The 22,292-nt window shown below is 70.4% G+C and carries 23 protein-coding genes; 7 read left to right on the forward strand and 16 right to left on the reverse strand.

Annotated features, from left to right (window positions below; genetic code table 11):
* The first annotated feature begins 89 nt into the window (after nucleotides 1-89).
* The gene (locus ACWD38_RS20360; RefSeq protein ID WP_450124688.1) at nucleotides 90-788 is read left to right on the forward strand and encodes a hypothetical protein; all 699 of its coding nucleotides are present in this window, start codon (nucleotides 90-92) and stop codon (nucleotides 786-788) included.
* Nucleotides 789-878: 90 nt separating this feature from the next.
* On the opposite strand, the gene tatC is transcribed toward ACWD38_RS20360, so the two are convergent.
* The 5 genes from tatC to ACWD38_RS20385 all read right to left on the reverse strand — a co-directional run bounded on the left by tatC (nucleotide 879) and on the right by ACWD38_RS20385 (nucleotide 4,412).
* A complete protein-coding gene (tatC, locus tag ACWD38_RS20365) occupies nucleotides 879-1,760 on the reverse strand; it encodes a twin-arginine translocase subunit TatC (RefSeq protein ID WP_184478293.1) in 882 nt (293 codons plus the stop codon).
* Nucleotides 1,761-1,862: 102 nt separating this feature from the next.
* The gene (gene tatA / locus ACWD38_RS20370) at nucleotides 1,863-2,135 is read right to left on the reverse strand and encodes a Sec-independent protein translocase subunit TatA (RefSeq protein ID WP_184478292.1); all 273 of its coding nucleotides are present in this window, start codon (nucleotides 2,133-2,135) and stop codon (nucleotides 1,863-1,865) included.
* A 70-nt stretch (nucleotides 2,136-2,205) separates the two neighbouring features.
* Nucleotides 2,206-2,412 carry a bacteriophage holin gene (locus ACWD38_RS20375; RefSeq protein WP_184478291.1) on the reverse strand — a complete coding sequence of 69 codons (207 nt, stop codon included), beginning with the start codon at nucleotides 2,410-2,412 and terminating at the stop codon, nucleotides 2,206-2,208.
* An 18-nt stretch (nucleotides 2,413-2,430) separates the two neighbouring features.
* A complete protein-coding gene (locus tag ACWD38_RS20380; RefSeq protein WP_184478290.1) occupies nucleotides 2,431-3,405 on the reverse strand; it encodes a helix-turn-helix transcriptional regulator in 975 nt (324 codons plus the stop codon).
* A complete protein-coding gene (locus tag ACWD38_RS20385; RefSeq protein ID WP_184478289.1) occupies nucleotides 3,402-4,412 on the reverse strand; it encodes a WYL domain-containing protein in 1,011 nt (336 codons plus the stop codon). Before ACWD38_RS20385 ends, ACWD38_RS20380 begins: the two co-directional genes overlap by 4 nt.
* A gap of 208 nt (nucleotides 4,413-4,620) precedes the next feature.
* Here ACWD38_RS20385 and ACWD38_RS20390 point away from each other — a divergent pair, with 208 nt between their 5' ends.
* Nucleotides 4,621-5,325 carry an SDR family oxidoreductase gene (locus ACWD38_RS20390; protein WP_184478288.1) on the forward strand — a complete coding sequence of 235 codons (705 nt, stop codon included), beginning with the start codon at nucleotides 4,621-4,623 and terminating at the stop codon, nucleotides 5,323-5,325.
* A 31-nt stretch (nucleotides 5,326-5,356) separates the two neighbouring features.
* On the opposite strand, the gene ACWD38_RS20395 is transcribed toward ACWD38_RS20390, so the two are convergent.
* Nucleotides 5,357-5,758 carry a VOC family protein gene (locus ACWD38_RS20395; protein ID WP_184478287.1) on the reverse strand — a complete coding sequence of 134 codons (402 nt, stop codon included), beginning with the start codon at nucleotides 5,756-5,758 and terminating at the stop codon, nucleotides 5,357-5,359.
* 111 nt (nucleotides 5,759-5,869) lie between these two features.
* Nucleotides 5,870-7,228, reverse strand: coding sequence for a Pup--protein ligase (gene pafA / locus ACWD38_RS20400; RefSeq protein ID WP_184478286.1), 1,359 nt, complete (start codon nucleotides 7,226-7,228; stop codon nucleotides 5,870-5,872).
* 68 nt (nucleotides 7,229-7,296) lie between these two features.
* Here pafA and ACWD38_RS20405 point away from each other — a divergent pair, with 68 nt between their 5' ends.
* Nucleotides 7,297-8,781 carry a phosphatase PAP2 family protein gene (locus ACWD38_RS20405; protein WP_184478285.1) on the forward strand — a complete coding sequence of 495 codons (1,485 nt, stop codon included), beginning with the start codon at nucleotides 7,297-7,299 and terminating at the stop codon, nucleotides 8,779-8,781.
* A gap of 40 nt (nucleotides 8,782-8,821) precedes the next feature.
* Here ACWD38_RS20405 and ACWD38_RS20410 read toward each other — a convergent pair whose 3' ends face one another.
* The 5 genes from ACWD38_RS20410 to dop all read right to left on the reverse strand — a co-directional run bounded on the left by ACWD38_RS20410 (nucleotide 8,822) and on the right by dop (nucleotide 13,097).
* Entirely contained in the window at nucleotides 8,822-9,214 is a 393-nt protein-coding gene (locus ACWD38_RS20410; RefSeq protein WP_184478284.1) for a VOC family protein, read from the reverse strand.
* Between the two features lie 68 nt (nucleotides 9,215-9,282).
* Nucleotides 9,283-10,077 (reverse strand): proteasome subunit alpha, encoded by a 795-nt coding sequence (gene prcA / locus ACWD38_RS20415; RefSeq protein ID WP_184478283.1) that lies wholly within the window; start codon nucleotides 10,075-10,077, stop codon nucleotides 9,283-9,285.
* Between the two features lie 93 nt (nucleotides 10,078-10,170).
* Nucleotides 10,171-11,019: a proteasome subunit beta gene (prcB, locus tag ACWD38_RS20420; protein ID WP_184478282.1), complete on the reverse strand. Its 849-nt coding sequence runs from the start codon at nucleotides 11,017-11,019 to the stop codon at nucleotides 10,171-10,173.
* Between the two features lie 194 nt (nucleotides 11,020-11,213).
* Nucleotides 11,214-11,405: a ubiquitin-like protein Pup gene (locus ACWD38_RS20425; protein ID WP_184478281.1), complete on the reverse strand. Its 192-nt coding sequence runs from the start codon at nucleotides 11,403-11,405 to the stop codon at nucleotides 11,214-11,216.
* 192 nt (nucleotides 11,406-11,597) lie between these two features.
* Nucleotides 11,598-13,097 carry a depupylase/deamidase Dop gene (gene dop, locus ACWD38_RS20430; RefSeq protein WP_450124689.1) on the reverse strand — a complete coding sequence of 500 codons (1,500 nt, stop codon included), beginning with the start codon at nucleotides 13,095-13,097 and terminating at the stop codon, nucleotides 11,598-11,600.
* A 144-nt stretch (nucleotides 13,098-13,241) separates the two neighbouring features.
* Here dop and ACWD38_RS20435 point away from each other — a divergent pair, with 144 nt between their 5' ends.
* Entirely contained in the window at nucleotides 13,242-13,769 is a 528-nt protein-coding gene (locus ACWD38_RS20435) for an NUDIX hydrolase (protein ID WP_343071305.1), read from the forward strand.
* A gap of 4 nt (nucleotides 13,770-13,773) precedes the next feature.
* Here ACWD38_RS20435 and ACWD38_RS20440 read toward each other — a convergent pair whose 3' ends face one another.
* Both ACWD38_RS20440 and arc read right to left on the reverse strand, forming a co-directional pair.
* On the reverse strand, nucleotides 13,774-14,721 hold the full coding sequence (locus tag ACWD38_RS20440; protein ID WP_184478279.1) for an aldo/keto reductase: 948 nt from the start codon (nucleotides 14,719-14,721) through the stop codon (nucleotides 13,774-13,776).
* 113 nt (nucleotides 14,722-14,834) lie between these two features.
* Entirely contained in the window at nucleotides 14,835-16,634 is a 1,800-nt protein-coding gene (gene arc, locus ACWD38_RS20445; RefSeq protein ID WP_184478278.1) for a proteasome ATPase, read from the reverse strand.
* A 577-nt stretch (nucleotides 16,635-17,211) separates the two neighbouring features.
* Between arc and ACWD38_RS20450 the strand changes: the two genes are divergently transcribed.
* Nucleotides 17,212-17,925 carry an Rv0361 family membrane protein gene (locus ACWD38_RS20450; protein WP_450124690.1) on the forward strand — a complete coding sequence of 238 codons (714 nt, stop codon included), beginning with the start codon at nucleotides 17,212-17,214 and terminating at the stop codon, nucleotides 17,923-17,925.
* A gap of 54 nt (nucleotides 17,926-17,979) precedes the next feature.
* Here the strand turns inward: ACWD38_RS20450 and ACWD38_RS20455 are convergent, their stop codons facing one another.
* Nucleotides 17,980-18,810 (reverse strand): tRNA (adenine-N1)-methyltransferase, encoded by an 831-nt coding sequence (locus ACWD38_RS20455; RefSeq protein ID WP_184478276.1) that lies wholly within the window; start codon nucleotides 18,808-18,810, stop codon nucleotides 17,980-17,982.
* Nucleotides 18,811-18,954: 144 nt separating this feature from the next.
* Entirely contained in the window at nucleotides 18,955-20,097 is a 1,143-nt protein-coding gene (locus ACWD38_RS20460; RefSeq protein WP_184478275.1) for a site-2 protease family protein, read from the reverse strand.
* An 88-nt stretch (nucleotides 20,098-20,185) separates the two neighbouring features.
* Between ACWD38_RS20460 and ACWD38_RS20465 the strand changes: the two genes are divergently transcribed.
* Both ACWD38_RS20465 and ACWD38_RS20470 read left to right on the forward strand, forming a co-directional pair.
* Nucleotides 20,186-21,124: a RecB family exonuclease gene (locus tag ACWD38_RS20465; protein ID WP_184478274.1), complete on the forward strand. Its 939-nt coding sequence runs from the start codon at nucleotides 20,186-20,188 to the stop codon at nucleotides 21,122-21,124.
* Nucleotides 21,125-21,211: 87 nt separating this feature from the next.
* Nucleotides 21,212-21,985 carry a thioesterase family protein gene (locus ACWD38_RS20470; protein WP_450124691.1) on the forward strand — a complete coding sequence of 258 codons (774 nt, stop codon included), beginning with the start codon at nucleotides 21,212-21,214 and terminating at the stop codon, nucleotides 21,983-21,985.
* Nucleotides 21,986-22,292 lie beyond the last annotated feature (307 nt).

Genomic DNA, 22,292 nt, shown 5'->3' on the forward strand with positions numbered 1-22,292 from the left:
CCGATGCCGGCCCCGCCGCGGAAGCCGACGAACCGGTCGCCGTCCAGCCCGCGAAACCCGTCGCGCCCCGCCCCGAGTCGCACACCGTCGTGCCCACCACGCCTCAGGACGGGCCGCCGTGCCGCTCCTGCGGCACGCCCAATCCGCCGGACCGGCGCTTCTGCGTGCGCTGCGCGACGCAGCTGGTCGAACCGGAACCCGAACCGACCCGCTGGCTGCGCAAGAAGCGGTCCAACGGCAACGGACTCGGCTGGCTGTGGCGGCGGCTGACGATCCTCAGTCTGGTCCTCGCGCTCGTGATCGGCTCCATCCTGCTGTTCCCGTTCGGCCAGTGGCTGCTGCAGGACGTCCTGGACAAGACCATGGAATCCTCGAACATCCGCCCCACGAAGATCACGGCGAGCAGCGAGATCTCCGGACATCCCGCTGTTGCCGCGGTCGACGAGTACACCAATCAGGGGTGGGGGACCAACGACGTCGGCGAGTGGATCGAGTTCGAATTCGATCCGCCGTTCCGGCTGCTGCACGTGCTCGTCACCACCGGCCCGCCGGGCAAGGCGTTCGAGGCGCAGGCACGCCCCCTCCGGATGGAGGCCATCGTCACCGACACGAGCGGAGTCCCCCACACCTATCCGCTGCAACTCGGCAAAGCCCACGAAGCGAAACCGTTCGAGATCCGCGTCAGCGATGTGCGCCGGATCCGGCTCGTGATCCAGGAGACGACCGAAGTCACCAGCGGCAAGCACATCGAACTGGGCGAGGTCGAGTTCCAGAAACGAGGAAGCTGACGACACGGGGCACGGGCCGCTCACGCACTCGTCCCCCGTCACCGCGGCGACGGGGGACGAGCGACGAACTCATCGGGGGCTTGAACGGGATCAGGTCGCGTCGTCAGCGCTGCCGACCCGTGACTCCGAAGCGGAGGTGTCCAGCGACGATGGCCGGTAGTCGACCTTCGACGCTTCGTCGAGGTCCACATCGTCCATGTTCATGCCCTGCGCGGCGAGCTTCTTCGCCTTGGAACGATCGTGCGCCCGGCAGATGACCATGGCGATCAAGAACAGGATCACCAGGCACCCGGCCAGCGCCAACATCGAGAACGGGTCCTGCCCCGGCGTGGCGACGGCCGCCAGCACGAACAGGCCGAACACGATGCCTCGCCACCAGCTCTTCAGCTTCACGTAGCTGACCACACCGGCCCGGTTCAGCATCACCAGCACCAGCGGCATTTCGAAGCTGATGCCGAACATGAGCAGCATCAGGAGCACGAAGTTGATGTACTCGCCACCGGTCAGCGCGGTGAAGAACGCGCCGCCACCGAAGCTGGTCATGAAGCCCAGGCCCTCGGGAACGACGAAGTACGCCAGCACCGCGCCGAACACGAACAGCAGGCTCGCGATCGTCACGAAGGTACGGGCGAACTTGCGCTCGTTCGCGTGCAGTCCCGGCGTGATGAACGCCCACAGCTGGTACAGCCACAGCGGGCTGAACAGCAGCGCACCGACGGCGATGCCGACCTTCAACTGCAGCATGAAGACCTCGAAGGCCTTCGTCTGCAACAGCTGGCATTCGCCGTTGGGGCTGAACCGCACCTGCGGCGGCAACTGGCAGTACGGCCGGATCAGGATGTCGCTGAGCGTCGGCAGCCCGAACACGTGGTTCGAGAACCAGATGAAACCGAAGATCGCGCCGACCAGAATGCCGAACGCCGCCCAACCCAGCCGATACCTCAACTCGTAGAGGTGATCGACCAAGGTCATGGTGCCGTCGGGATTGTGCCGACGACCCCAACGGCGACGGTCACCGCGCCACGGGTTCAAACGGCGGAACGGGTTTGAACTCACCGTGCGTTCCGTCCCCGATCAGTTCTTGGTTTCTTTGCGCTGCGCTTCTTCCGCGTTGGACGCGGTCACCGGCGCACTGGCCTCACCGGTGGTGAGCTGCTGCGGCTCGGACGCCGAATCCTTGTCGCGCTTCGCGGCGGCCTCGTCTTCCTTCATCCCGCGAGCCTCAGCCTTGAACACCCGTGCGGACTGGCCGAGCGAACGCGCCATCTGCGGCAGCTTGGTGGCACCGAACAGCAACACCAGCACACCCACGATGAGTACGAGCTCCCACCCACCTGGCAAACCCATCAGTGCACACCTTTCTTGGGGCTTCCTGCGAGCGCAATGGTACGCGGGCAGGTGTCGGTCTGATAGGCCGTCACGCGGCTCCATTACGACGCTCGGCCAGCGCCACCTGGAGTCCAGCGATTCGTGCTTTCAGCAGACCGGACCGGTTCGAAACGTCGTTGGTGACCTCGCGTTGCACCGCCTTCACCCTGCGCAGCAAGGTGAAGAACCGGATCAGGAGGACGAGCAGGAGCAGCACTCCCGCCACGAGCAGCACAAGACTCCACACGTAGGGCACCGGATCACCGTAGCGCGCTCACGAGGACGGAACGTGATGCGCCCGCGCCAGCGCCTCCTCGGCGCGTCGTCGCACGTCATCGGCGAGGTCGCGAGGTTCCACGACGCGCCCCTGCCCGCCCAGCCCGAGCACCAGGCGCACCATCCACGAGCGATCCGAATACCGCATCCGCACCCGGATCCGCCCGTGTTCCAGCTCCGCGAGCTCGTCCACCGGGTAGTACTCGCTGACCCACCTGGCATCCGGATCGAGCTCCAGCACCGCGCTCGGCTGATCGGGCATCGGCCGGAACAAGCCCGCCGAGAAGTCCGTCGGTTCCGCCTCCCGCGGTGGCTGCGCCGCCTCGTCGAGCACCTCGGCCGCGTCGATGCGGTCCAGCCGGAAGCGGCGGACCGCCGTCGCCGAGCGGCACCACGCCTCCAGGTAGCTGCGCCCGTCGACGATCACCAGCCGCATCGGATCCACGGTGCGTTCGCTGATCTCGTCCCGCGAGGCCGTGTAGTACCGCATGGCCAGCGCCCGGTGCTCGGTCACGGCCCGCTGCACCGCCTCCTGCACACCCGGCACCATCGGGCCTTCCCGGCCGGCCAGGCCCACCACGACCCCGGTCGGCTCGGCCTGCCCGACGGCCTCCTCGACCTTCGACAGCGCCCGCTGCACCGCCTCGGTGTCGGCTATGCCCGGCGTATCGGCCAACGCCCGCAGCGCCACCAGCAGCGACGTCGCCTCCGACGCGGTCATCCGCAGCGGACGGCGCATCCCCGCGTCGTAGGTGACGGTGATCGTCTCGCCCTCGAAGGACAGGTCGATCAGGTCACCCGGCCCGTAACCGGGCAGGCCGCACATCCACAGCAGCTCCAGGTCCCGCCGCAGCTGCTGCTCGGTGACACCGAAGTCCTCCGCCGCATCGGCCACCGGAATCCCCGGCCTGCTGAGCAGGTACGGCACCAGCGCCAGCAGCCGCGGCAGCCGCTCCGTCGCCCCCGTCGTCATCCGATCACCTCCCCCGGTTCCGCCACGTCGAACGCACCGACGGCCGCGGCCGCCCCCAGGTGCGCTTCGTGCACCGATTTGCGCAGCACGTCCGGTTCGAGCACCGCCACGTCCGGGCCGTAGCCCGCGATCCACGAGGCCGCCGAATCCGGGTAGAACAGGTCGAGCTCGAGCACTTCGCCGTCGACGCCCCCGAGCCGCATCGGCTCCACGACCGTCGCCCGACGCCGCAGGCCCTGCGCGCGCCCCTGCGCGACCCAGACCCGCGCCGGCGTGCGCGGCGGCGCACCCCGCTGCTCACCGGCCACGAGCGTCAGCAGGTCCACGTCCGGCGGCCTGCTCACCGCGCCGGGCCGTCCCTGCGCCCGCGGCTCCCCGACGACGCGGGACAGCCGGAAGCAACGCGACGCCCGCCGATCCCGGTCGTGCCCGACCAGGTACCAGCGGCCCCGCCACGCCACCACGCCCCACGGCTCCACGGTGCGCGGCTGCGCCTGCGCCTCGTTCGGCCGCCGGTAGTCGAAGGCCACGACCCGTCCCGCCTGCACCGCCGCCAGCAACGCTGGGAAGGCGGGTTCGCTGGTGCGCACCTTCGGTTCGATCGTGCCGGCCGCCCGATCATCGACGTCGACCCCGGCCGCCCGGAGCTTCAGCAGCGCGCCACGAGCCGCGCCGGTGAGCTCCGGGGAGTCCCACAGCCGCAGTGCCAGCGCCACGGCCGCCGCCTCGTCCGGCTCCAGCCCGATGTCGCCGAGTTCGTAGTCCCGCCTGGCTATCCGGTAGCCGTCGGCGGCGTCGAACGCCGAGTTCCGGCCGGTCTCCAACGGCACGCCCAAGTCCCGCAGTTCGGACTTGTCGCGCTCGAAGGTCCGGAAGAACGCCTCGTCATTGGGCGCATCGGTGTAACCCGGAACAATTCCCCTGATTCGCTCCGCCGTCAGGTACTGGCGCGTCGAGAGCAGGCACAGCACCAGGTTCACCAAGCGTTCAGCACGCGCAGTGGCCACTTTTGAACTCTAGCTCCATCACAGTTGATCAGGTCTTTCGGGCACGTCCCGAGCCCGGCGGTCCCCGCCCCGGCCCGTCTTGACGATGCCGCCGACCCCTCGGTGCGGTCGCGTTGCGTCGGCACCTCGGATCATTTTCATTCGACACTGAAAACCTCGCAATCACAAAGTTGTTCATGGGCGTGCCCGCCGCTCGTAGACTGCGGACATGTCAGCCCCGGTCCTGCTCATCACCGGCGCGTCCCGCGGGATCGGCGCGGCGACCGCCCGAGCCGCAGCGGACGCCGGCTACCGCCTCGCCCTCGTCTCCAGAACCCCCGAAGCACTGGATCCGCTGACCCGAGAGCTAGGCCACGAGACCGCCTTGGCCCTGCCGTGCGACATCACCGAATGGGCCGAGATCAGCTCCGCCGTGGAACGAGCCGAAGAGCACTTCGGCAGGCTCGACGCCGTGTTCGCCAACGCCGGGCACAGCGTGTCCACCTCGTTCCTGGGCACCGGCGGCGCCGATCCGGACCAGTGGCGCGAGATGGTGCTGACCAACGTGCACGGCACGGCGCTCACCGCACGCGCGGCGCTGCCCGCGCTCGCCCGCAGCCGCGGTCACCTGCTGCTGACGGGTTCGGCGGCGGGTCGCGGCATCCGCCCCGGGAACCTCTACTCCGCCACCAAATGGGCCGTGACCGGCATGGCGCAGAACATCCGAGCCGAATGCGTCGGCACCGGCGTCCGGGTCACGCTGCTGCAACCGGGCCTGGTGGAGACCGAGATGAACACCCCGGAGCAGGCCGACCGCCCCAAGCTGCACGGGGAGGACATCGCACGTGCCGTGCTCTACGCCCTCGCCCAGCCCGACACCGTCGACGTCAACGAACTGCTCATCCGCCCCACCGGCCAGCACCCGCTGCGCTGAACCAACCCCGCGCCCTCGGCGACCGAGCGGTTCAGCCGCCCTGGGCGCTGATCCCGTAGAGGTTGCCCTCCGGGTCCGCGAACTGCGCCCATCTCGTCGACCCACCGGGGTCCCACGGCGCCGCCTGCGGCTCGACCGGAAACGACACGCCCTTGGCACTGAGCTCGGCGAAGGTCGCGTCGAGGTCGTCGGAGTCGAACCACACCGTGCTCATCGGCCCGCGGCGGAGCCGGATCTGCTCGGTGAGCTCGGGGTCCTGAGCCGCGAGCACCAGGTACGTTCGCGCACCCGGTGGACGCACCTCGATCCATCTGGCGCCCTCCCCGTACGGGGCGTCGGTCAACACTTCGAACCCGAGCGTCCCGGAGAAGAACTCCAGAGCCCGAGCCTGGTCGGCGACGTGGAGCACTGCGAACTTCGGCTGAGTGATCATGGCGGAGATCCTTTCGTCGGCGCGTTGACGCCAACCCTATCCGAACTTGCGTTCGATAAGGGGATCTCGGGTCGTGCTTCACCGCATCGAGTGGGCCCGCGCCGGCGCCCGCTACAACGACCCGATGAGCCGCTCCACCCGTTCGTCCACCGCGCGGAACGGGTCCTTGCACAACACCGTGCGCTGCGCCTGGTCGTTCAGCTTCAGGTGCACCCAGTCCACGGTGAAGTCGCGCCCGGCGGCCTGCGCGGCGGCGATGAAGTCCCCGCGCAGCTTCGCCCTGGTGCTCTGCGGCGGCGTGTCCTTGGCCGCTTCGATCTCCCCGTCCTCGGTGGCCCGATCGACCAGATCCTTGCGCTGCAACATGTCGAACAGGCCCCGGCCGCGCCGGATGTCGTGGTAGGCGAGGTCGAGCTGCGCGATCCGCGGGCTGGACAGCTCCAGGCCGTGCTTGGTGCGGTAGCGCTCCAGCAGCCGCAGCTTGATCGCCCAGTCCACCTCGCGGTCGATCAGCGAGTAGTTCTGCGTCTCCACGGCGTCCAACGCCCGGCCCCACAGGTCCAGGATCCGCTCCGACATCGGGTCCGACCCGCGGCGAGCGACGTGGTCCACCGCCCGGGTGTGGTACTCCCGCTGGATGTCCAGCGCCGAGGCCTCCCGGCCACCGGCCAACCGGACCGTCCGCCTGCCGGTGAGGTCGTGGCTGATCTCGCGGATCGCCCGGATCGGGTTGTCCAGGCTGAAGTCGCGGAACTGCACGCCGCTCTCGATCATCTCCAGCACCAGGTGCGCGGTGCCCACCTTGAGCAGCGTCGTCACCTCGGACATGTTCGAGTCGCCCACGATCACGTGCAGCCTGCGGTAGCGCTCGGCGTCCGCGTGCGGCTCGTCCCTGGTGTTGATGATCGGCCGGGAGCGGGTGGTGGCGCTGGAGACGCCCTCCCAGATGTGCTCGGCGCGCTGGGACAGGCAGTACACGGCGCCGCGCGGGGTCTGCAGCACCTTGCCGGCGCCGCAGATCAGCTGCCGGGTGACCAGGAACGGCAGCAGCACGTCCGCGATGCGGGAGAACTCGCCGGACCGCCCGACCAGGTAGTTCTCGTGGCAGCCGTAGGAGTTGCCCGCCGAGTCGGTGTTGTTCTTGAACAGGAAGATGTCGCCGCCGATGCCCTCATCGGCCAAACGGCGCTCGGCGTCGACGAGCAGGTCCTCCAGGATCCGCTCCCCCGCCTTGTCGTGGGTGACCAGCTGTGTCAGGTCGTCGCACTCCGCCGTGGCGTACTCCGGGTGCGAGCCGACGTCGAGGTAGAGGCGGGCGCCGTTGCGCAGGAACACGTTCGAGGAACGTCCCCACGACACGACCCGCCGGAACAGGTACCTGGCCACCTCGTCCGGGGAGAGCCGACGCTGCCCGTGGAAGGTGCAGGTGACCCCGAACTCGGTTTCGATGCCGAAGATCCGCCGCTGCATGCCCTCCACAGTAGGCGCATCGGCGACCATCGGCGGTCCGCCGTTCGGGCATCGGTAGCGTTCGAGATGTGCAGCAGTGGCTACGGAAGATCACCGGCAAGGTCGACGGGGCGGACCGCGAGCTCGCGCGGCGCAGCGCGGCGCTGCCCGCGACGGTCGCCGATCCGGGGCTGAAAGCCCTGAGCACGGCCGCGAACCACAGCTTGTTGTGGCTGTCGGTCGCGGGCGGATTGAGCACCCGGAAGGGTGCGCCGCGCCGGGCCGCGCTGCGTGGACTCGCGGCCATCGCCGCGGCGAGCGCGACGACGAACCTGCTGGGCAAGCCGTTGTTCCCGCGACGACGACCGGCCGCGCACCTGGTCCCCCGGCACCGCCGGCTCAGCGACCCGCCGCGGTCCTCGTCGTTCCCGTCCGGGCACGCCGCCTCCGCCGCCGCGTTCGCCACCGCGGTCGCGATGGAGTCGCCCGCGCTGGGCCTGGCAGTCGCCCCGGTGGCCGCCGCCGTCGGCTACTCCCGGGTGCACACCGGCGTCCACTGGCCCACCGACGTGCTGTGCGGTACCGCCATCGGCGCCGGTCTGGCGTGGGCGACGCGCCGCTGGTGGCCGCTGCGGCCGGATGCGCCCGCCGCGGTCCGCCACCCCGCGGAGGTCCCAGCGCTGCACGACGGCGAAGGCGTCCTGGTGCTGATCAACCCGGGGTCCGGCGACGGCACCTTCGACCCGGAGCACTGGGTGCACACCCGCTGGCCCGCCGCGAAGGTCGTCTACACCGACCCGGACGCCGACGTGCTGACCGAGCTCGAAGCGACGCTCGACCGGGAGGGCGACTCGGTGCGCGCGCTGGGCGTCGCAGGCGGCGACGGCACCGTGGCCACCGTGGCGGCGCTGGCCACCCGCCGGAAGATCCCGCTAGCGGTGCTCTCCGCGGGCACGCTCAACCACTTCGCGCGCGACGCGGGCGTGGACGACTCCGATTCGGTCGCCGAGGCCGTCGACCAGGGCAGCGCGGTGCGCGTCGACCTCGGCGGCGTGGCCGTCGACGACCGGCCGACGCGCTGGTTCCTCAACACCGCGAGCCTCGGCGGCTACCCCGACATGGTCCGGTTCCGGGAGAAGTGGACCGGGCACTGGGGCAAGTGGCCGGCGGGGGCGGCGGCGCTGGCGCGGGTGCTCTACGAGTCGAGCCCGCTGGACGTGGACCTCAACGGCGTCCGGCGACGGGTGTGGATCCTGTTCGTGGGCAACGGTTCCTACGCGCCGCGCGGGTTCGCCCCGTCGTGGCGGCCGCGGCTGGACAACGGCCTGCTCGACGTCCGCTACGTGCGCGCCGATACGCGCTGGTCCCGGATGCGGTTCGTGGTCGCGGCGATGACCGGCGCGCTGCACCGCAGCCACACCTACGTCGAGCGCGACCACCGGTTCCTCGACGTCGTCGTGCACGGTCCCGCCGTCGCGGTGGCCACCGACGGCGAGGTGGGGCCGCGCGGCAACCGCTTCGCGTTCACCGCGCACGCCGACATGCTCAGCGTCTACCGCCCCGAACGGGCGTAGACCCTCCGCCGACCGCGCATTCCGCCGAGCAGCGCGGGACTCACCCGCGCCGGTCCGGGCCGCTGCCGTACTCGCGGGTGAGGATTTCGAGGTTGTGCCCGTTCGGGTCGTCGAAGTAGATGCCCCGACCGCCGTCCCTGGTGTTCACCACGCCCGGCTCGCCGTGGTGCGGATCCGCCCAGTAGGCGATGTCCCGCTCGACGATCCGGTCGAAGATCGCGTCGAACTCCTGCTCGCCGACGAGGAACGCGTAGTGCTGCGGGGCGATGTCACCGCCGGATTCGAGCACGTCCAAGGTGACGTCGTTGTCGGGGCGAACGGTGCGGAACGGCCCGAACCGCCCCGCTTCGGGAAGGCCGAGGACCTCGGTGAAGAAGCGGGCGGTCCGGTCCTGGTCGTGCGCCATCACGATGGTGTGGTTGAGCTGGATCATGGGCTTTCCCTTCAGTCGGACGACTCCACGATGGGAGTTCGACCGCGCTGGAGGTCAAGCCCGGACCGCTACTTCCCGTTGCCGGAGCTCTTCCCGTTGCCCGTGCTCTTCCCGTCGCCCTCGGACCCCTCGTCGGTCGCGGACTCGTCGGCCGCCCCGTCGGAGGCGGGCTCCGGCTTCGGCAGCAACGCCTCCAGCGCCGCGCCTGCGATCCGGCGGAACGTCCGGTGCGGGCGCGCCCGGTCCAGGACGGCGACCTCGAGCTGCTTGTTGCCCAGCTCGCGGGAGCTCTCCCCGCTGGAGGCCAGCGCCTTCACCGACAGCTCCACGGCAGGGCCGAGTTCCATCCCGTCGGCGAACGAGTCCTTCAACGTCGTGTTGATCGCGTCGGCCTGGCCGCCCATCACCACGTACTGCGGCTCGTCCACGATCGACCCGTCGTAGGTGAGGCGGTAGAGCTGGTCGGTCTCCGCGCTCGCACCGACCTCCGCCACGCAGATCTCCACCTCGAACGGCTTGATCTGCTCGGTGAAGATCGCGCCCAGGTGCTGGGCGTAGGTGTTGGCCAGCGACCGCCCGGTCACGTCGCGCCGGTCGTAGGAATAGCCGCGGAAGTCGGCGATGCGCACGCCCGCCACCCGCAGGCTCTCGAATTCGCTGTAGCGGCCGACGGCCGCGAACCCGAGCCGGTCGTAGATCTCGGAGACCTTGTGCAGCGTGGTGGACGGGTTCTCCGCCACGAACAGCACACCCCCCGCGTACTTGAGCACCACCACGCTGCGCCCGCGGGCGATGCCCTTGCGGGCCAGCTCGGAACGCTCCCGCATCAGCTGTTCGGGCGAGGTGTAGAACGGCATCGTCACGGCTGTGCACTCCTGGATCGAATCGTTCGGCGCCCCCGCCCGGAGGCGGGGCGACCGTGCTCAGGCGGGGGAACGGCGGCGGGGAACGCGGCGTCAGCCGCCCGGGTTCTCGGACCGTCCCTGCACGACCTGCTCGGCGATCTCGGCGGCCTGCTGCTCGGAGAGCCGGACCGCGCCTTCCGCACCCGTGATCGTCACGACGGTCGGGTAGATCCGCCGGGACACGTCGGGGCCACCGGTGGCGGTGTCGTCGTCGGCCGCGTCGTAGAGGGCTTCGATCGCGTTGCGCACCGCGGAGTCCACGTCGGCGTCCGGGTCGTGGCGCTTCTTCAGCGCCGCCTTCGCGAACGGCGAGCCGGAACCCACCGCGTGGAAACCGCCGGATTCGCCGTAGCGCCCGCCGGTGATGTCGTAGGAGATGATCCGCCCGGCCCGTTCGGGGTCGTCGGCGGCGGTGTCGAAACCGACGAACAGCGGCACCACGGCCAATCCGGCCATCGCGCCCTGCAGATTGCCGCGCAGCATCGTGGCGAGCTTGTTCGCCTTGCCGTCCAACGAGAGCGGGACGCCTTCGAGCTTCTCGTAGTGCTCCAGCTCGATGGCGTACAACCGCACCATTTCCAGCGCGATGCCCGCGGTGCCCGCGACGCCGACGGCGGAGTAGGCGTCGGTGACGTAGAGCTTGTCCATGTCCCGCTGGGCGATGAGGTTGCCCATGGTCGCGCGGCGGTCACCGGCCAGCAGGACACCACCGCGGAAGGTCAGCGCGACGATCGTGGTGCCGTGCGGGGCCTCGACGATGCCGTCCGGGACGTCCCGGTTGGCCGGCAGCAGTTCCGGGGCCGTGGCCTGGAGGAAGTCGGTGAACGATGAGGATCCGGAGGTGAGGTAGGCAGCGGGCAGGGCCTGACCCGGAAAGTTCCGAGCCGCGCTGGATTCCATCGGCGACATCGTCTCCTGCTTCGAAGGACTGCCCCACCGCCGCGACGGCGGGGCCGGGATCGGGGCAGGCCCCAAGATCGGGGCCGTACCGCAACTCTAATCAAGATCGCCCGCGGGAGCGACGGTCAGCACCGCCCCGCGTGGCGGGGGCCGCCGGGCCGGAGCCCGCCCCGGCGGCCGCGCGGTGTCGGTGCCTACTGCCCGCCCTTCTGCACGTAGGCGCGGACGAAGTCCTCGGCGTTCTCTTCCAGGACGTCGTCGATCTCGTCCAGGATGGCGTCGACGTCTTCGCCGAGCTTCTCGCGACGTTCCTGACCGGCTGCTTCGGGACCCGACTCCTCGTCTCCGTCGCCGCCATCGGGCCGCTGGACCTTTTCCTGGGACATCTCGCCCTCCCGGTGGTTGTCCGTTCGGATGCCGGGGATGTCGAACGGTCGCCGAACACGGGGCATCCTGAGGTGAACAGTACCTAGCTGAACCCCTGTTCGCCCACATCCAAGCGGGCATTGTTGCGATCTTTCACGATCGGCGAAGTCCCGCCTGCGCCGGCTGAACCGCTGGTCAGCGAGGCCGCTCGGTCAGCCCCGGGTCAGCGAGTCCACCAGTTCCTCGGCGCTGGCCGCGGCGTCGAGCAGGTCGCCCACGTGGGCGCGGGTGCCCCGCAGCGGCTCCAAGGTCGGGATGCGCACCAGCGACTCCCTGCCCAGGTCGAAGATGACCGAGTCCCAGGAGGCCGCGGCGACCGCCGCCGGGTAGCGCTCCAGGCAGCGGCCCCGGAAGTAGGCCCTGGTGTCCTCCGGTGGGGTGGTCACGGCCGCGCGGACCTCGTCCTCGGTGACGAGCCTGCGCATCGAGCCGCGCGCGACGAGCCGGTTGTAGAGGCCCTTGTCCAGCCGCACGTCGGAGTACTGCAGGTCGATCATGTGGAGCTTCGGCGACGCCCAGCCGAGGTTGCCGCGGGTGCGGTAGTTCTCCAGCAGCCGCAGCTTCGCGGGCCAGTCCAACCGGTCGGCGCAGTCCATCGGGTCGCCGCCGAGCAGGTCGAGCACCTCGCCCCAGGTCGCCAGCACGTCCTTGGCCGCCTGATCGCCGCCGTGGGCGGCCACGTGCCGCGCGGCCCGCTCGTGGTACTCCCGCTGCAGGTCGAGGCCGGTGAACTTGCGGCCGTCGGCGAGCTCCACGGTCTGGCGCAACGTCGGGTCGTGGCTGATCAGGTGCACCGCCTGCACCGAGTCGGCCAGCTTGAGGTCGTCGAAGTGCTCCCCGGCCTCGATCATGTCCAGCACCAGCGCGGAGGTGCCGACCTTCAGGTACGTGGAGGTCTCGGCCAGATTCGCGTCGCCGATGATGACGTGCAGCCTGCGGTACTTGTCGGCGTCGGCGTGCGGCTCGTCGCGGGTGTTGATGATGCCGCGCTTGAGCGTGGTCTCCAGCCCGACCTCGACCTCGATGTAGTCGGAGCGCTGCGAGAGCTGGAACCCCGGCTTCTCCCCCGCCTGCCCGAGTCCGACCCGCCCGGAGCCGCACATCACCTGGCGGGACGCGAAGAACGGGGTGAGCCCGGAGATGACCGCGGTGAACGGGGTGTCCCGAGCCATCAGGTAGTTCTCGTGGGTGCCGTAGCTGGCGCCCTTGCCGTCGACGTTGTTCTTGTACAGCTGCATCTGCGGCGTGCCGGGCACGCTCGCCGCCTTGATCGCGGCTTCCTCCATGACCCGCTCGCCCGCCTTGTCCCACACCACGGCGTCACGCGGGTTGGTGACCTCGGGGGCGGAGTACTCGGGGTGCGCGTGGTCGACGTAGAGCCGCGCGCCGTTGGTGAGGATGACGTTGGCGGCGCCGAGGTCGTCGCTGTCGGAGCCGTTGCTCTGCGGCGTCGACGCGCCCAGGTCGAAGCCGCGGGCGTCGCGCAACGGCGACTCCACTTCGTAGTCCCACCGGGCACGGCGAGCGCGCGGGATGTCCGCCGCGGCCGCGTAGGCGAGCACGATATGAGTGGAGGTCAGCACCGGGTTGGCCGTCGAATCTCCGGGCACGACGATGCCGTACTCCACTTCGGTTCCCATGATCCGCCGCATACCTGGAAGCCTACGGGTTCCGGAGCGTTAAGCAGAGTTTCCAGCGGGGTGCGTTCCGCCCCCGGGCGGCGGATACCGGCCCCGCCCGACGCGGGAACCGGGTCTCCGGCGGGGCCCGTCGGGGTGTTCTGCGAGGATGCCGCCGTGGGCGCTCAGGACGAACTGGTGGCGGTGTACGACGCGGCGGGCGACGTGGCGGGGTCCGCGCCGCGCTGGCGGATGCGGCGGGACGGCCTGTGGCACGCGGCGACGTCGATCCTGGTTCGCTCCGGTGACGGCCGGTCGATCTACGTGCACCGGCGCACCGACCACAAGGACGTCAACCCGGGGGCGCACGACTGCTTCGCGGGTGGCGTCGTGGCCGCGGGCGAGACCCCCGACGTCGGCGCGGAGCGGGAACTGGCGGAAGAGCTCGGCATCCGGGGCGTGCCGCTGGACTTCCTGTTCCGCTCGGTGTTCGAGGAGGGCTCGGTCCGCCACCACGGGTTCGTCTACGAGGTGCGCTGGGACGGCCCGGTCGTGCACCAGCCGGAAGAGGTCGCCGACGGCTGGTGGATGCCGTCGGCGGAGCTCCGCGAGCGGGTGGCGGACCTCGACTGGCCGTTCGCCGCGGACAGCAGGCAGTTCATCCGCGAGTGGTTCGCCCGCCAGGACGCCGCGGCGAGCTCCTGACGGCTCAGTGCCAGGGCAGCGCGGAGCGCTCACCCCAGTAGGTGGCCGGATCGCGGGTCAGGGCGGCCAGTTCACCGAGGTCCGTAGCGTCGAGGCCGACCGAGGCCGCGGCGAGGTTCGAGTCCAGCTGCGCCACGTCCGCGGGCCCCACCAGCACCACGTCCGCCCACGGTTGGGCGAGCACGTGCGCCAGTGCCACCGCGTCGGGCGTGGCGCCGTGGCGCGCGGCCACGCGGGCGAGCAGTTCCGGCGGGTTCACCGCGAGCCTGCCGTTGGCGAGGGATTCCTTCACCAGCACCTGCCAACCGCCGTGGTGCACCTCGGTGAGCGCCCTGCCCGCTGAGGGCTCCAGCGAGTTCCAGGTCGACTGCACCGCGCTGAACAGCTGCTTGCCGCCGATTTCCAGCTCCCAGGCCTGCTCGATCGCCTGGGCCTGCGCCGCCCCGCTGGTGGAGAACCCGAGCCGGACCCCGGAGTCCCGCAGCCGCGCCAGTTCGTGCTGCAGCGCCAGGTCGTCGAACAGCGGGCTCTCCGGCGTCAACGAGTGCACCTGGTACAGGTCGACCCGGTCGCCGAGCAGGTCGCGGCTCTGCTTCCACTGCTCCCGCAGGCGTTCCACCGAGTGCTCCTTGACCTCGTGCACTTCGGTCTCGATGCGCCACTCGGCGACGTAGGCGTAGCCCCACTTGCTGGACACGGTGATGCCCTGGTGGCCGCGTTCGCCGAGCCAACCGGCGAGGAATTCCTCGGCGCTGCCGTAGGAGCGGGCGGCGTCGACCCAGCGGATCCCGCGCTCGTAGGCGGCGTCGAGGACGCGACCGGTGTGCTCGCGCATCGCCTCGGCCGTGCGGTGCGCGGGCAACGCGTCGGTGCGGCCGACGTTGATGTAGGCGGGGCGGCCGAGCGCGGCCAACCCGAGCCCGAACCGGTCCGGACGAGACGTGGAGATCATGCCTGAAAACCTAATCGCTGCCCGCGACGTCCGACACTCGACCTCGCGGGCACCCCGGACACGATTCGTGGCGGGCACCGGAGCCCGGCACCCGCCACGGATCGCGCACGTCGTTACAAGTACTGGCCGGTGTTGGTGGCCGTGTCGATCGCCCGGCCGGATTCCTGGTTCTTGCCGCTGACCAGGGTCCGGATGTAGACGATCCGTTCGCCCTTCTTGCCCGAGATCCGCGCCCAGTCGTCGGGGTTGGTCGTGTTGGGCAGGTCTTCGTTCTCGGCGAACTCGTCGATGATGGCGTCCTGCAGGTGCTGCACCCGCAGGCCCGGCTGGCCGGTGTCGAGCACCGACTTGATCGCCGCCTTCTTCGAGCGGTCCACGATGTTCTGGATCATCGCGCCGGAGTTGAAGTCCTTGAAGTACAGGACTTCCTTGTCCCCGTTGGCGTAGGTGACCTCCAGGAACCGGTTCTCGTCGGTCTCGGCGTACATCCGCTCCACGGTGGTCTGGATCATCGCGTCGATGCAGGCCGCCTGGTCGCCGCCGAACTCGAGGAGGTCCTCCTCGTGGATGGGCAGCTGGTCGGTGAGGTACTTGGAGAAGATGTCCTTGGCCGACTCGGCGTCCGGCCGCTCGATCTTGATCTTCACGTCGAGCCTGCCTGGTCGCAGGATCGCCGGGTCGATCATGTCCTCGCGGTTGGAGGCACCGATGACGATGACGTTCTCCAGGCCCTCGACACCGTCGATCTCCGAGAGCAGCTGCGGCACGATCGTGGTCTCCACGTCCGAGGACACGCCGCTGCCGCGGGTCCGGAAGATCGAGTCCATCTCGTCGAAGAACACGATCACCGGGGTGCCTTCGGAGGCCTTCTCCCTGGCGCGCTGGAAGATGAGCCGGATGTGCCGCTCGGTCTCGCCCACGAACTTGTTCAGCAGCTCGGGGCCCTTGATGTTGAGGAAGTAGGACTTCGCCTGCCCGTCGTCGTCACCGCGCGCCGCGGCGACCTTCTTGGCCAGCGAGTTCGCCACCGCCTTCGCGATGAGCGTCTTGCCGCAGCCGGGCGGCCCGTAGAGCAGCACGCCCTTCGGCGGTTGCAGCTGGTACTGCACGTAGAGGTCCGAGTGCAGGAACGGGAGTTCCACGGCGTCGCGGATCTGCTCGATCTGCCCGCTGAGGCCACCGATGTCGAGGTACCCGACGTCCGGAACCTCTTCGAGCACGAGGTCCTCGACCTCGGCCTTGGGCACCGTGTCGTAGGCGTAGCCCGCCTTGCTGTCGACCAGCACGGAGTCACCGGACTTCAGCCCGGCTTCCACCAGCGGATCGGTCAGCCACACGACGCGTTCCTCATCGGTGTGGCCGAGCACCAGGGCGCGGTTGGCGCCCGCGCCGTCGGTGAGGCTCGGGGGCAGGATCTCCCGGAAGGTGCACACCTCGCCGATCTGCTCGAAGGCGCCCGCTTCCACGACGGTCAGCGCCTCGTTGAGCCGGACGGACTGGCCCAGCTTGAGCTCTTCGATCTCGACGTTGGGCGATACGGCGACCCGCATCTTGCGGCCGGAGGTGAACACGTCGACCGTGCCGTCCTCGTAGCGGCACAGGAAGGTTCCATATCCGCTCGGGGGTTGGGCGAGGCGGTCGACCTCCTCGCGCAGGGCCGTCAGCTGGCCGCGCGCTTCCTTCAGGGTCTCGGTGAGTTTGGCGTTCCGTTCGGTGAGCTGGCTCACGCGCTCGGATGCCTCGGCCAGCCGCTTTTCCAGCAACCGGGCCTGTTGGGGGGACTCGTTGAGCTTTCGGCGCAGCAACGCCACTTCGTCTTGGAGCAGACGAATCTGGCCGTTGAGCTCGGCTTGCCCGCCGGGCTGCTGCTCGCCGCCCTCCTCAGGCCGGCTGCCGGGACGGTCGTGCTGCATATCGGCACCCTCCTCCCGTGCTCGTACCACCACGGTACCGGCGATCACCGACGATGGCGGCGTCGTGATTGCGCACCGGATCCGCTAGCGTGCCACAAAATTCGGCGAATACCCATGATTCGAACGTCCTCGATGGCCCGCCCCGGGCGTGGTGGGAGTGGACGGTGAACACGGTGTGTTCACGATCATGGTCCATTCGGTGTTCCCCGCCCGTCGCGGTCGTCGCCGAACCCGGCGGTACGACCACGCGTTTCCCGGAGCGCCACCGCGTTCGGTACCGGATGTCGGCATCCGGGTGTCGGTGAGCTGACAACCGGGTGTCATTGCGGTGCCGCACCCCTGGGCGTGTCCGACTTCTCCCATCATTTGGAACAACGAGGGTTCTCCGCGGTCGAAACCCGCGTCGACGAGATCCTCATGTCGGACATCTCACCCGAGCGGAGCAGGTCGGCACAGGGCGACCGGAAAGGTCTACTCCTGACATGCGCCAGATAACGCTCTGGTGTACTTACGCCGCCGCACCATGGCGACCGCACCTCGTGCGGCCAGAGCACAGAACTTGGGGGAGGAACATCCCATGACCTATCCGCCGCAGCAGCCCGGACCGGGCGGGTGGGACCGGCAGCCCGCCGGGAACCCGGCGGACGGCGCTCCGAACCCCGGCGACCAACCGCCGCAGCAGCAACCGGCGTTCTACGGCAACCAGCACGCGGGATGGCCGCAAGGCCCCATCACCGGAGTCCCGGCTCAGCCCGGCCAGCAGCCCTTCTCCACCGCACCGGGCCAGGCACCGTTCGGCCAGTTCGGGCAGCAGGTCCCGCCGGCGCCGAACTGGGGCGGCGACTTCGGCGCCGGATCGTGGATCCAGGAACCCGACGAGTTCGAGGACGAGCCGCGGGGACGGTCTCCGCTGGTCTGGATCCTCAGCGGGGTCGGCGTGCTGGTCCTGGCCGGAGCCGTGGTCGGCGGTCTCTTCCTGTTCGGCGGCGGCGACCCGGGCGAACCCCGGCCGGTCGCCCAGGACCTCGTCGACAAGGTCAACGCCGGGGACTTCGGCTCGCTCGGCCCGCAGCTGTGCGCGGCCAACCGCGGTGAACTCGACTCGCAGTTCCAGCAGCTGGCCAGCGGCGAGTTCCAGGTGCGGCTCGGGCAGGTCACCGCCCAGGGCGAGCAGGCCCGCGCGAAGCTCGACGGCACCTACACCCTCGGCGGCGCCACCATGCCCGTCGACCAGACCATCCTGCTCACCGTCGAGGACGACGAGTGGAAGATCTGCAAGCTCGACCAGTGAGCGAGCCGCGCTGAGGCCGGTGGCACCGCGGGGATCGCGGTGCCACCGCGCCGATCAGCCCTTGCTCGGCCTGCGCTGCGGGCGCGGCGGCGTCACGCCATCGGCGAGCCGCCGGGTGACCAGCAGGAACGCCGTGTGCGCGACCATCCGGTGCTCCGGGCGGACCGCCAGGCCCACCACGTGCCACGGGCGGATCAACGTCTCCCACGCCTGCGGTTCGGTCCAGCACTGCTGCTCCCGCAGCGCCTCGGTGACCTTGGAGAGCTGGGTCGTGGTCGCCACGTAGACGACCAGGACGCCACCGGGGATCAGGTTCGCGAACACGGTGTCGAGCACGTCCCACGGCGAGAGCATGTCCAGCACGACGCGGTCGACCTGGCCCTCGTCGTAGTCCGCGAGGTCGTTGACCCGCAGCGTCCAGTTCTCCGGGACCTCGCCGAAGAACTTGCGCACGTTGCGCTCGGCGTGCTCGGCGTGGTCGGCGCGGACCTCGTAGGACACGACGCTGCCCTGGTCGCCCACCGCGCGCAGCAGCGAGCAGGTCAGCGCACCGGAGCCAGCGCCGGCCTCCAGCACCCGCGCGCCGGGGCGGATGTCGCCCCACATGAGGATCTGCGCGGCGTCCTTCGGATAGATCACCTGCGCGCCGCGCGGCATGGACAGCACGTAGTCCGACAGCAGCGGTCGCACCGCCAGGAACGAGGTGCCGCCCGCCGAGGTCACCACCGAACCCTCGGGACGGCCGATGAGCTCGTCGTGCGCCAGCGCGCCCCGGTGGGTGTGGTACTCGCCGCCGGTCTCCAGGACGACCGTGTAGTGCCGCCCCTTCGGATCGGTCAGCTGAACCCGGTCGCCGGGCTGGAACTCACCGCTGACGGTGCTCACGTGCTTCAGGCCTCCATGTGCGCGTTCGGAAGGGGGACCGCCGACGCGCCCACGCCGAACGTCACAGGAGTGCGTGGCAGGACCGCGGCTCGGCGGGTACGGCGGACCATCGTCGCAGAAGGCCCGGCGGCCCCTCGCCCGTGCTCACCGTTCGCGGTCGCGGGATCTGAGCGCGCTGCGCAGGTCCTCCCGGCGCAGCACCCCGCAGGGCCTGCCGTCGGTGTCGATGACGAGGAACTGCCAGGCCAGTACGGTACGCACCCGTTCCAGCACGGCCTCGCCCGGCTCGCCCTCGAGCAGGATGGTGTCCGGACCGACCGGTTCGGCCGCGTGTTCGGCGGGGTCCTGGGGCGAGCTGGTGGCGAGGCGTTCGGCGGCTGACTGGTCGAGCAGGCCCACGGCGATGCCGTCGGCGCGGACCAGCACCACTCCCCTCCCCGCGGCGGCGACCAGGGCGTCCCCGACGGGGCTCTCGGCGGGCAGTTGCAGCACGGGGCGCATGATCTCGGCGAGCGAGACCCGCACGGGACGGCTCCGGCGCTGCTCGGCGGTGTGCTCGGCGCTGGCGCCCGCGATGACGAACCACACCATGAACACGCAGGCCAGCAGCCGCAGCCACTGGTCGTCGACGTCGTGCAGCAGCCCGAGCAGCGCCCACACGAGCAGCCCGGCGGCGACGAGGCCCGCTCCGACGACGCCGGCGGTGGTGCCCGCGTGCCTGCGCCCGGTGGCGGCCCACAGCAGCGACCGCAGCATCCGGCCCCCGTCCAGCGGCAGCCCCGGCAGCAGGTTGAACGCGGCCACCGCGAGGTTCGCCACGCAGGTCTGCGCGATGAGCAGCCAGAGCGCGCCGCCCGGTTCGAGCGCGAACCAGCCGGCCCCGGTGACCGCGGCCAGCAGCACCGAGACCGCGGGCCCGGCGGCGGCGATCATCCCTTCGTGCGCGGGAGTCGCGGGCGTGCGGCTGATCTCGGAGATGCCGCCCAGCAGGAACAACCGCACCCGGCGCACCGGCAGCCCCAGCCGCAGCGCCACGACGCAGTGCCCGAGCTCGTGCAGCAGCACCGAGGCGGCCAGCAGCACCGTGCACAGCGCGGCGATGAACGCGCCGGTCCAGATGCTGACGTCGGGCAGGATACGGGTGACCAACGGGGTGTAGAGCAGCACGATGAACGCGGCCCCGACCCACCACGACGGGGACAGCAGCACGGGCACGCCGGCCACCCGGCACAGCAGCAGGCCGTTGTCCGGTGGAGCAGGTCGGCCGCGAGCTGTGTTGGCGGGCATGGCCCACAGGGTAGAGCGGGCCGCGTGAACCACCGGTGATACGCCACGCGTGCGGATCTTGTCGGCGGCCTGTTCTAGGGTGCGGGGCATGGTGGAACCGGCCCGGACCAGCGACAGATCGAGTTCCGAGCTCGCCGTGGCCGACGGCGCGAGCGGCTCGGACGGAGCGAGCCTGCCCGCCGGGGGCAGGCGCCGACCGGCGTTGTCACCGTCGCGCGCGGGTGATTTCAAGCAGTGCCCGCTGCTGTACCGCTTCCGCGCTGTGGACCGGCTCCCGGAGACGCCGACGCGCGCGCAGGTGCGCGGGACCGTGGTGCATTCGGTTCTGGAGCGGATGTTCGCGCTGCCGACGGCGGAGCGCGACGCCGAGCACGCCCGCGACCTGTTGGAACCGGCGTGGCAGGAGTTGCTGGCCGAGCAGCCCGAGCTGAGCGCGTTGTTCGACGGGCCGGAGGACCCGGAGCTGGGCACCTGGCTGAAGTCGGCGCGGCGGTTGCTGGATTCGTACTTCGAGCTGGAGGACCCGCGCCGCTTGGAGCCGGAGGCGTGCGAGCTGCGGGTGGAGACCGAGCTGGAGTCGGGGCTGCTGCTGCGCGGCTTCATCGACCGGGTGGACGTGGCGCCGACCGGTGAGATCCGGTTGGTCGACTACAAGACGGGCGCGGCGCCGCGGGCGATCGGCGAGGCCAAGGCGCTGTTCCAGATGAAGTTCTACGCCCTGGTGCTGTGGCGCACCCGCGGCGAGATCCCCCGCCAGCTGCTGCTGATGTACTTGTCGGACAAGCAGTCGTTGGCGTACGCACCGGACGAGGCGGAGCTGCTGCGCTTCGAGCGGACGCTGGAGGCGATCTGGCAGGCGATCCTGCGCGCCGGGAAGACCGGTGATTTCCGCCCGAACCCGAGCAAGTTGTGCGACTACTGCGATCACAAGGCGCACTGCCCGGAGTTCGGCGGCACTCCTCCGCCGTATCCCGGCTGGCCGGAACCCGATCCCGGGCCGGAGTCGGTGCTGGACCGCACGGACTGAGCCGTCCCGCCGCGTTCGCTCGTGGTGAACGCGGTCGGCGGTGCGCACGTTTCGACGGTGCCTCGGCACCGAGCAGAGGAGGAGACCGTGGACGAGCAGGCCGCGTTCTACGAGGACTTGGGCGACGGCCGGTTTCGCGCCACCGCGCACACCGCGGGCCCGTGGTCGGAGAAGGCTCAGCACCTCGGTCCGGTCTCCGCGCTGCTGGTGCGCGAAGTGGAGCTTTGCGAACCCGTCGAGGGCACCGCGATCCGGCGGGTGAGCGTCGACGTGCTGGGCCCGGTCCCGGTGGACGAGCTCACCGTGCGCGCCGAGGTGCTGCGGCCGGGCCGCTCGGTGCAGCTGATCTCGGCGGAGCTCGCGGCGGGTGGGCGGGTGTGCGCCACGGCTCGCGCGTGGCGCATGGTCCGCGGGGACAGCTCCCCGGTCGCGGGTGGGCAGCGGGAGCCGTTGGGCGATCCGGAGTCGTGGCCGGCGGTGCCCGGCATCGAGGACTGGGACCGCGGCTATTCCGCGGCCATGGAGTGGCGCGCGGGCCCGAGCACGACCGGTCACGCCCAGATGTGGGCGCGGCAGCGGATCCCGCTGCTGGCGTCGGAGCGGCCGAGCCCGCTGCAACGGCTGTTCGCGGTCGTCGACTCCTCCAGCGGCCTGTCCCGCCGGGCGAGCATGTCGGAGTGGTCGTTCGCGAACACGGACCTCACGGTCCACCTGCACCGCGAACCGACCGGCGAATGGATCGGCGTAGACGCCGAGACGACCCTCGGCCCCGACGGCGCAGGCACAGCAGCGAGCACCGTCTACGACGAACAGGGCTCAACAGCCCGCTCAGCCCAAGCCCTCCTAGTCACCCCGCTCTAACCAGACCAACACCCACCAAAGGCCTGCCACAGACGGCAAAGCCGTCCTTCGGGCAGCGAAGCAAGCAAGCCTGCCCTGCGGCCGAAAGGCCGTGCCTAGCGGCGAAGCCGTGCCTTGGGCTGCGAAGCCAACCTGCCTTGCGGCGAAGCCGTGCCTGTATGTGCGAAGCACATAGCCCACGTCAAGAAGCCGACCACCTGCGGGTTCTCAGTCGGTCTCTCGCGAGGACAGCTTTTTCCCTCGTGGCGGAGCCACTCGGGAAAAAGATACCGCACCCAGAGGGGGACGGAGGTTCCGCCCACCGACA

It is taken from the genome of Saccharopolyspora sp. NPDC002578 (assembly GCF_053592695.1).

Coding starts and splice junctions, on each gene's coding strand:
- tatC (WP_184478293.1), bottom strand. CDS start 1,760: ATGACCTTGGTCGATCACCTCTACGAGTTGAGGTATCGGCTGGGTTGG.
- tatA (WP_184478292.1), bottom strand. CDS start 2,135: ATGGGTTTGCCAGGTGGGTGGGAGCTCGTACTCATCGTGGGTGTGCTG.
- ACWD38_RS20380 (WP_184478290.1), bottom strand. CDS start 3,405: ATGACGACGGGGGCGACGGAGCGGCTGCCGCGGCTGCTGGCGCTGGTG.
- ACWD38_RS20390 (WP_184478288.1), top strand. CDS start 4,621: ATGTCAGCCCCGGTCCTGCTCATCACCGGCGCGTCCCGCGGGATCGGC.
- ACWD38_RS20395 (WP_184478287.1), bottom strand. CDS start 5,758: ATGATCACTCAGCCGAAGTTCGCAGTGCTCCACGTCGCCGACCAGGCT.
- pafA (WP_184478286.1), bottom strand. CDS start 7,228: ATGCAGCGGCGGATCTTCGGCATCGAAACCGAGTTCGGGGTCACCTGC.
- ACWD38_RS20410 (WP_184478284.1), bottom strand. CDS start 9,214: ATGATCCAGCTCAACCACACCATCGTGATGGCGCACGACCAGGACCGG.
- prcB (WP_184478282.1), bottom strand. CDS start 11,019: ATGGAATCCAGCGCGGCTCGGAACTTTCCGGGTCAGGCCCTGCCCGCT.
- ACWD38_RS20425 (WP_184478281.1), bottom strand. CDS start 11,405: ATGTCCCAGGAAAAGGTCCAGCGGCCCGATGGCGGCGACGGAGACGAG.
- dop (WP_450124689.1), bottom strand. CDS start 13,097: ATGCGGCGGATCATGGGAACCGAAGTGGAGTACGGCATCGTCGTGCCC.
- ACWD38_RS20440 (WP_184478279.1), bottom strand. CDS start 14,721: ATGATCTCCACGTCTCGTCCGGACCGGTTCGGGCTCGGGTTGGCCGCG.
- arc (WP_184478278.1), bottom strand. CDS start 16,634: ATGCAGCACGACCGTCCCGGCAGCCGGCCTGAGGAGGGCGGCGAGCAG.
- ACWD38_RS20450 (WP_450124690.1), top strand. CDS start 17,212: ATGACCTATCCGCCGCAGCAGCCCGGACCGGGCGGGTGGGACCGGCAG.
- ACWD38_RS20460 (WP_184478275.1), bottom strand. CDS start 20,097: ATGCCCGCCAACACAGCTCGCGGCCGACCTGCTCCACCGGACAACGGC.
- ACWD38_RS20465 (WP_184478274.1), top strand. CDS start 20,186: ATGGTGGAACCGGCCCGGACCAGCGACAGATCGAGTTCCGAGCTCGCC.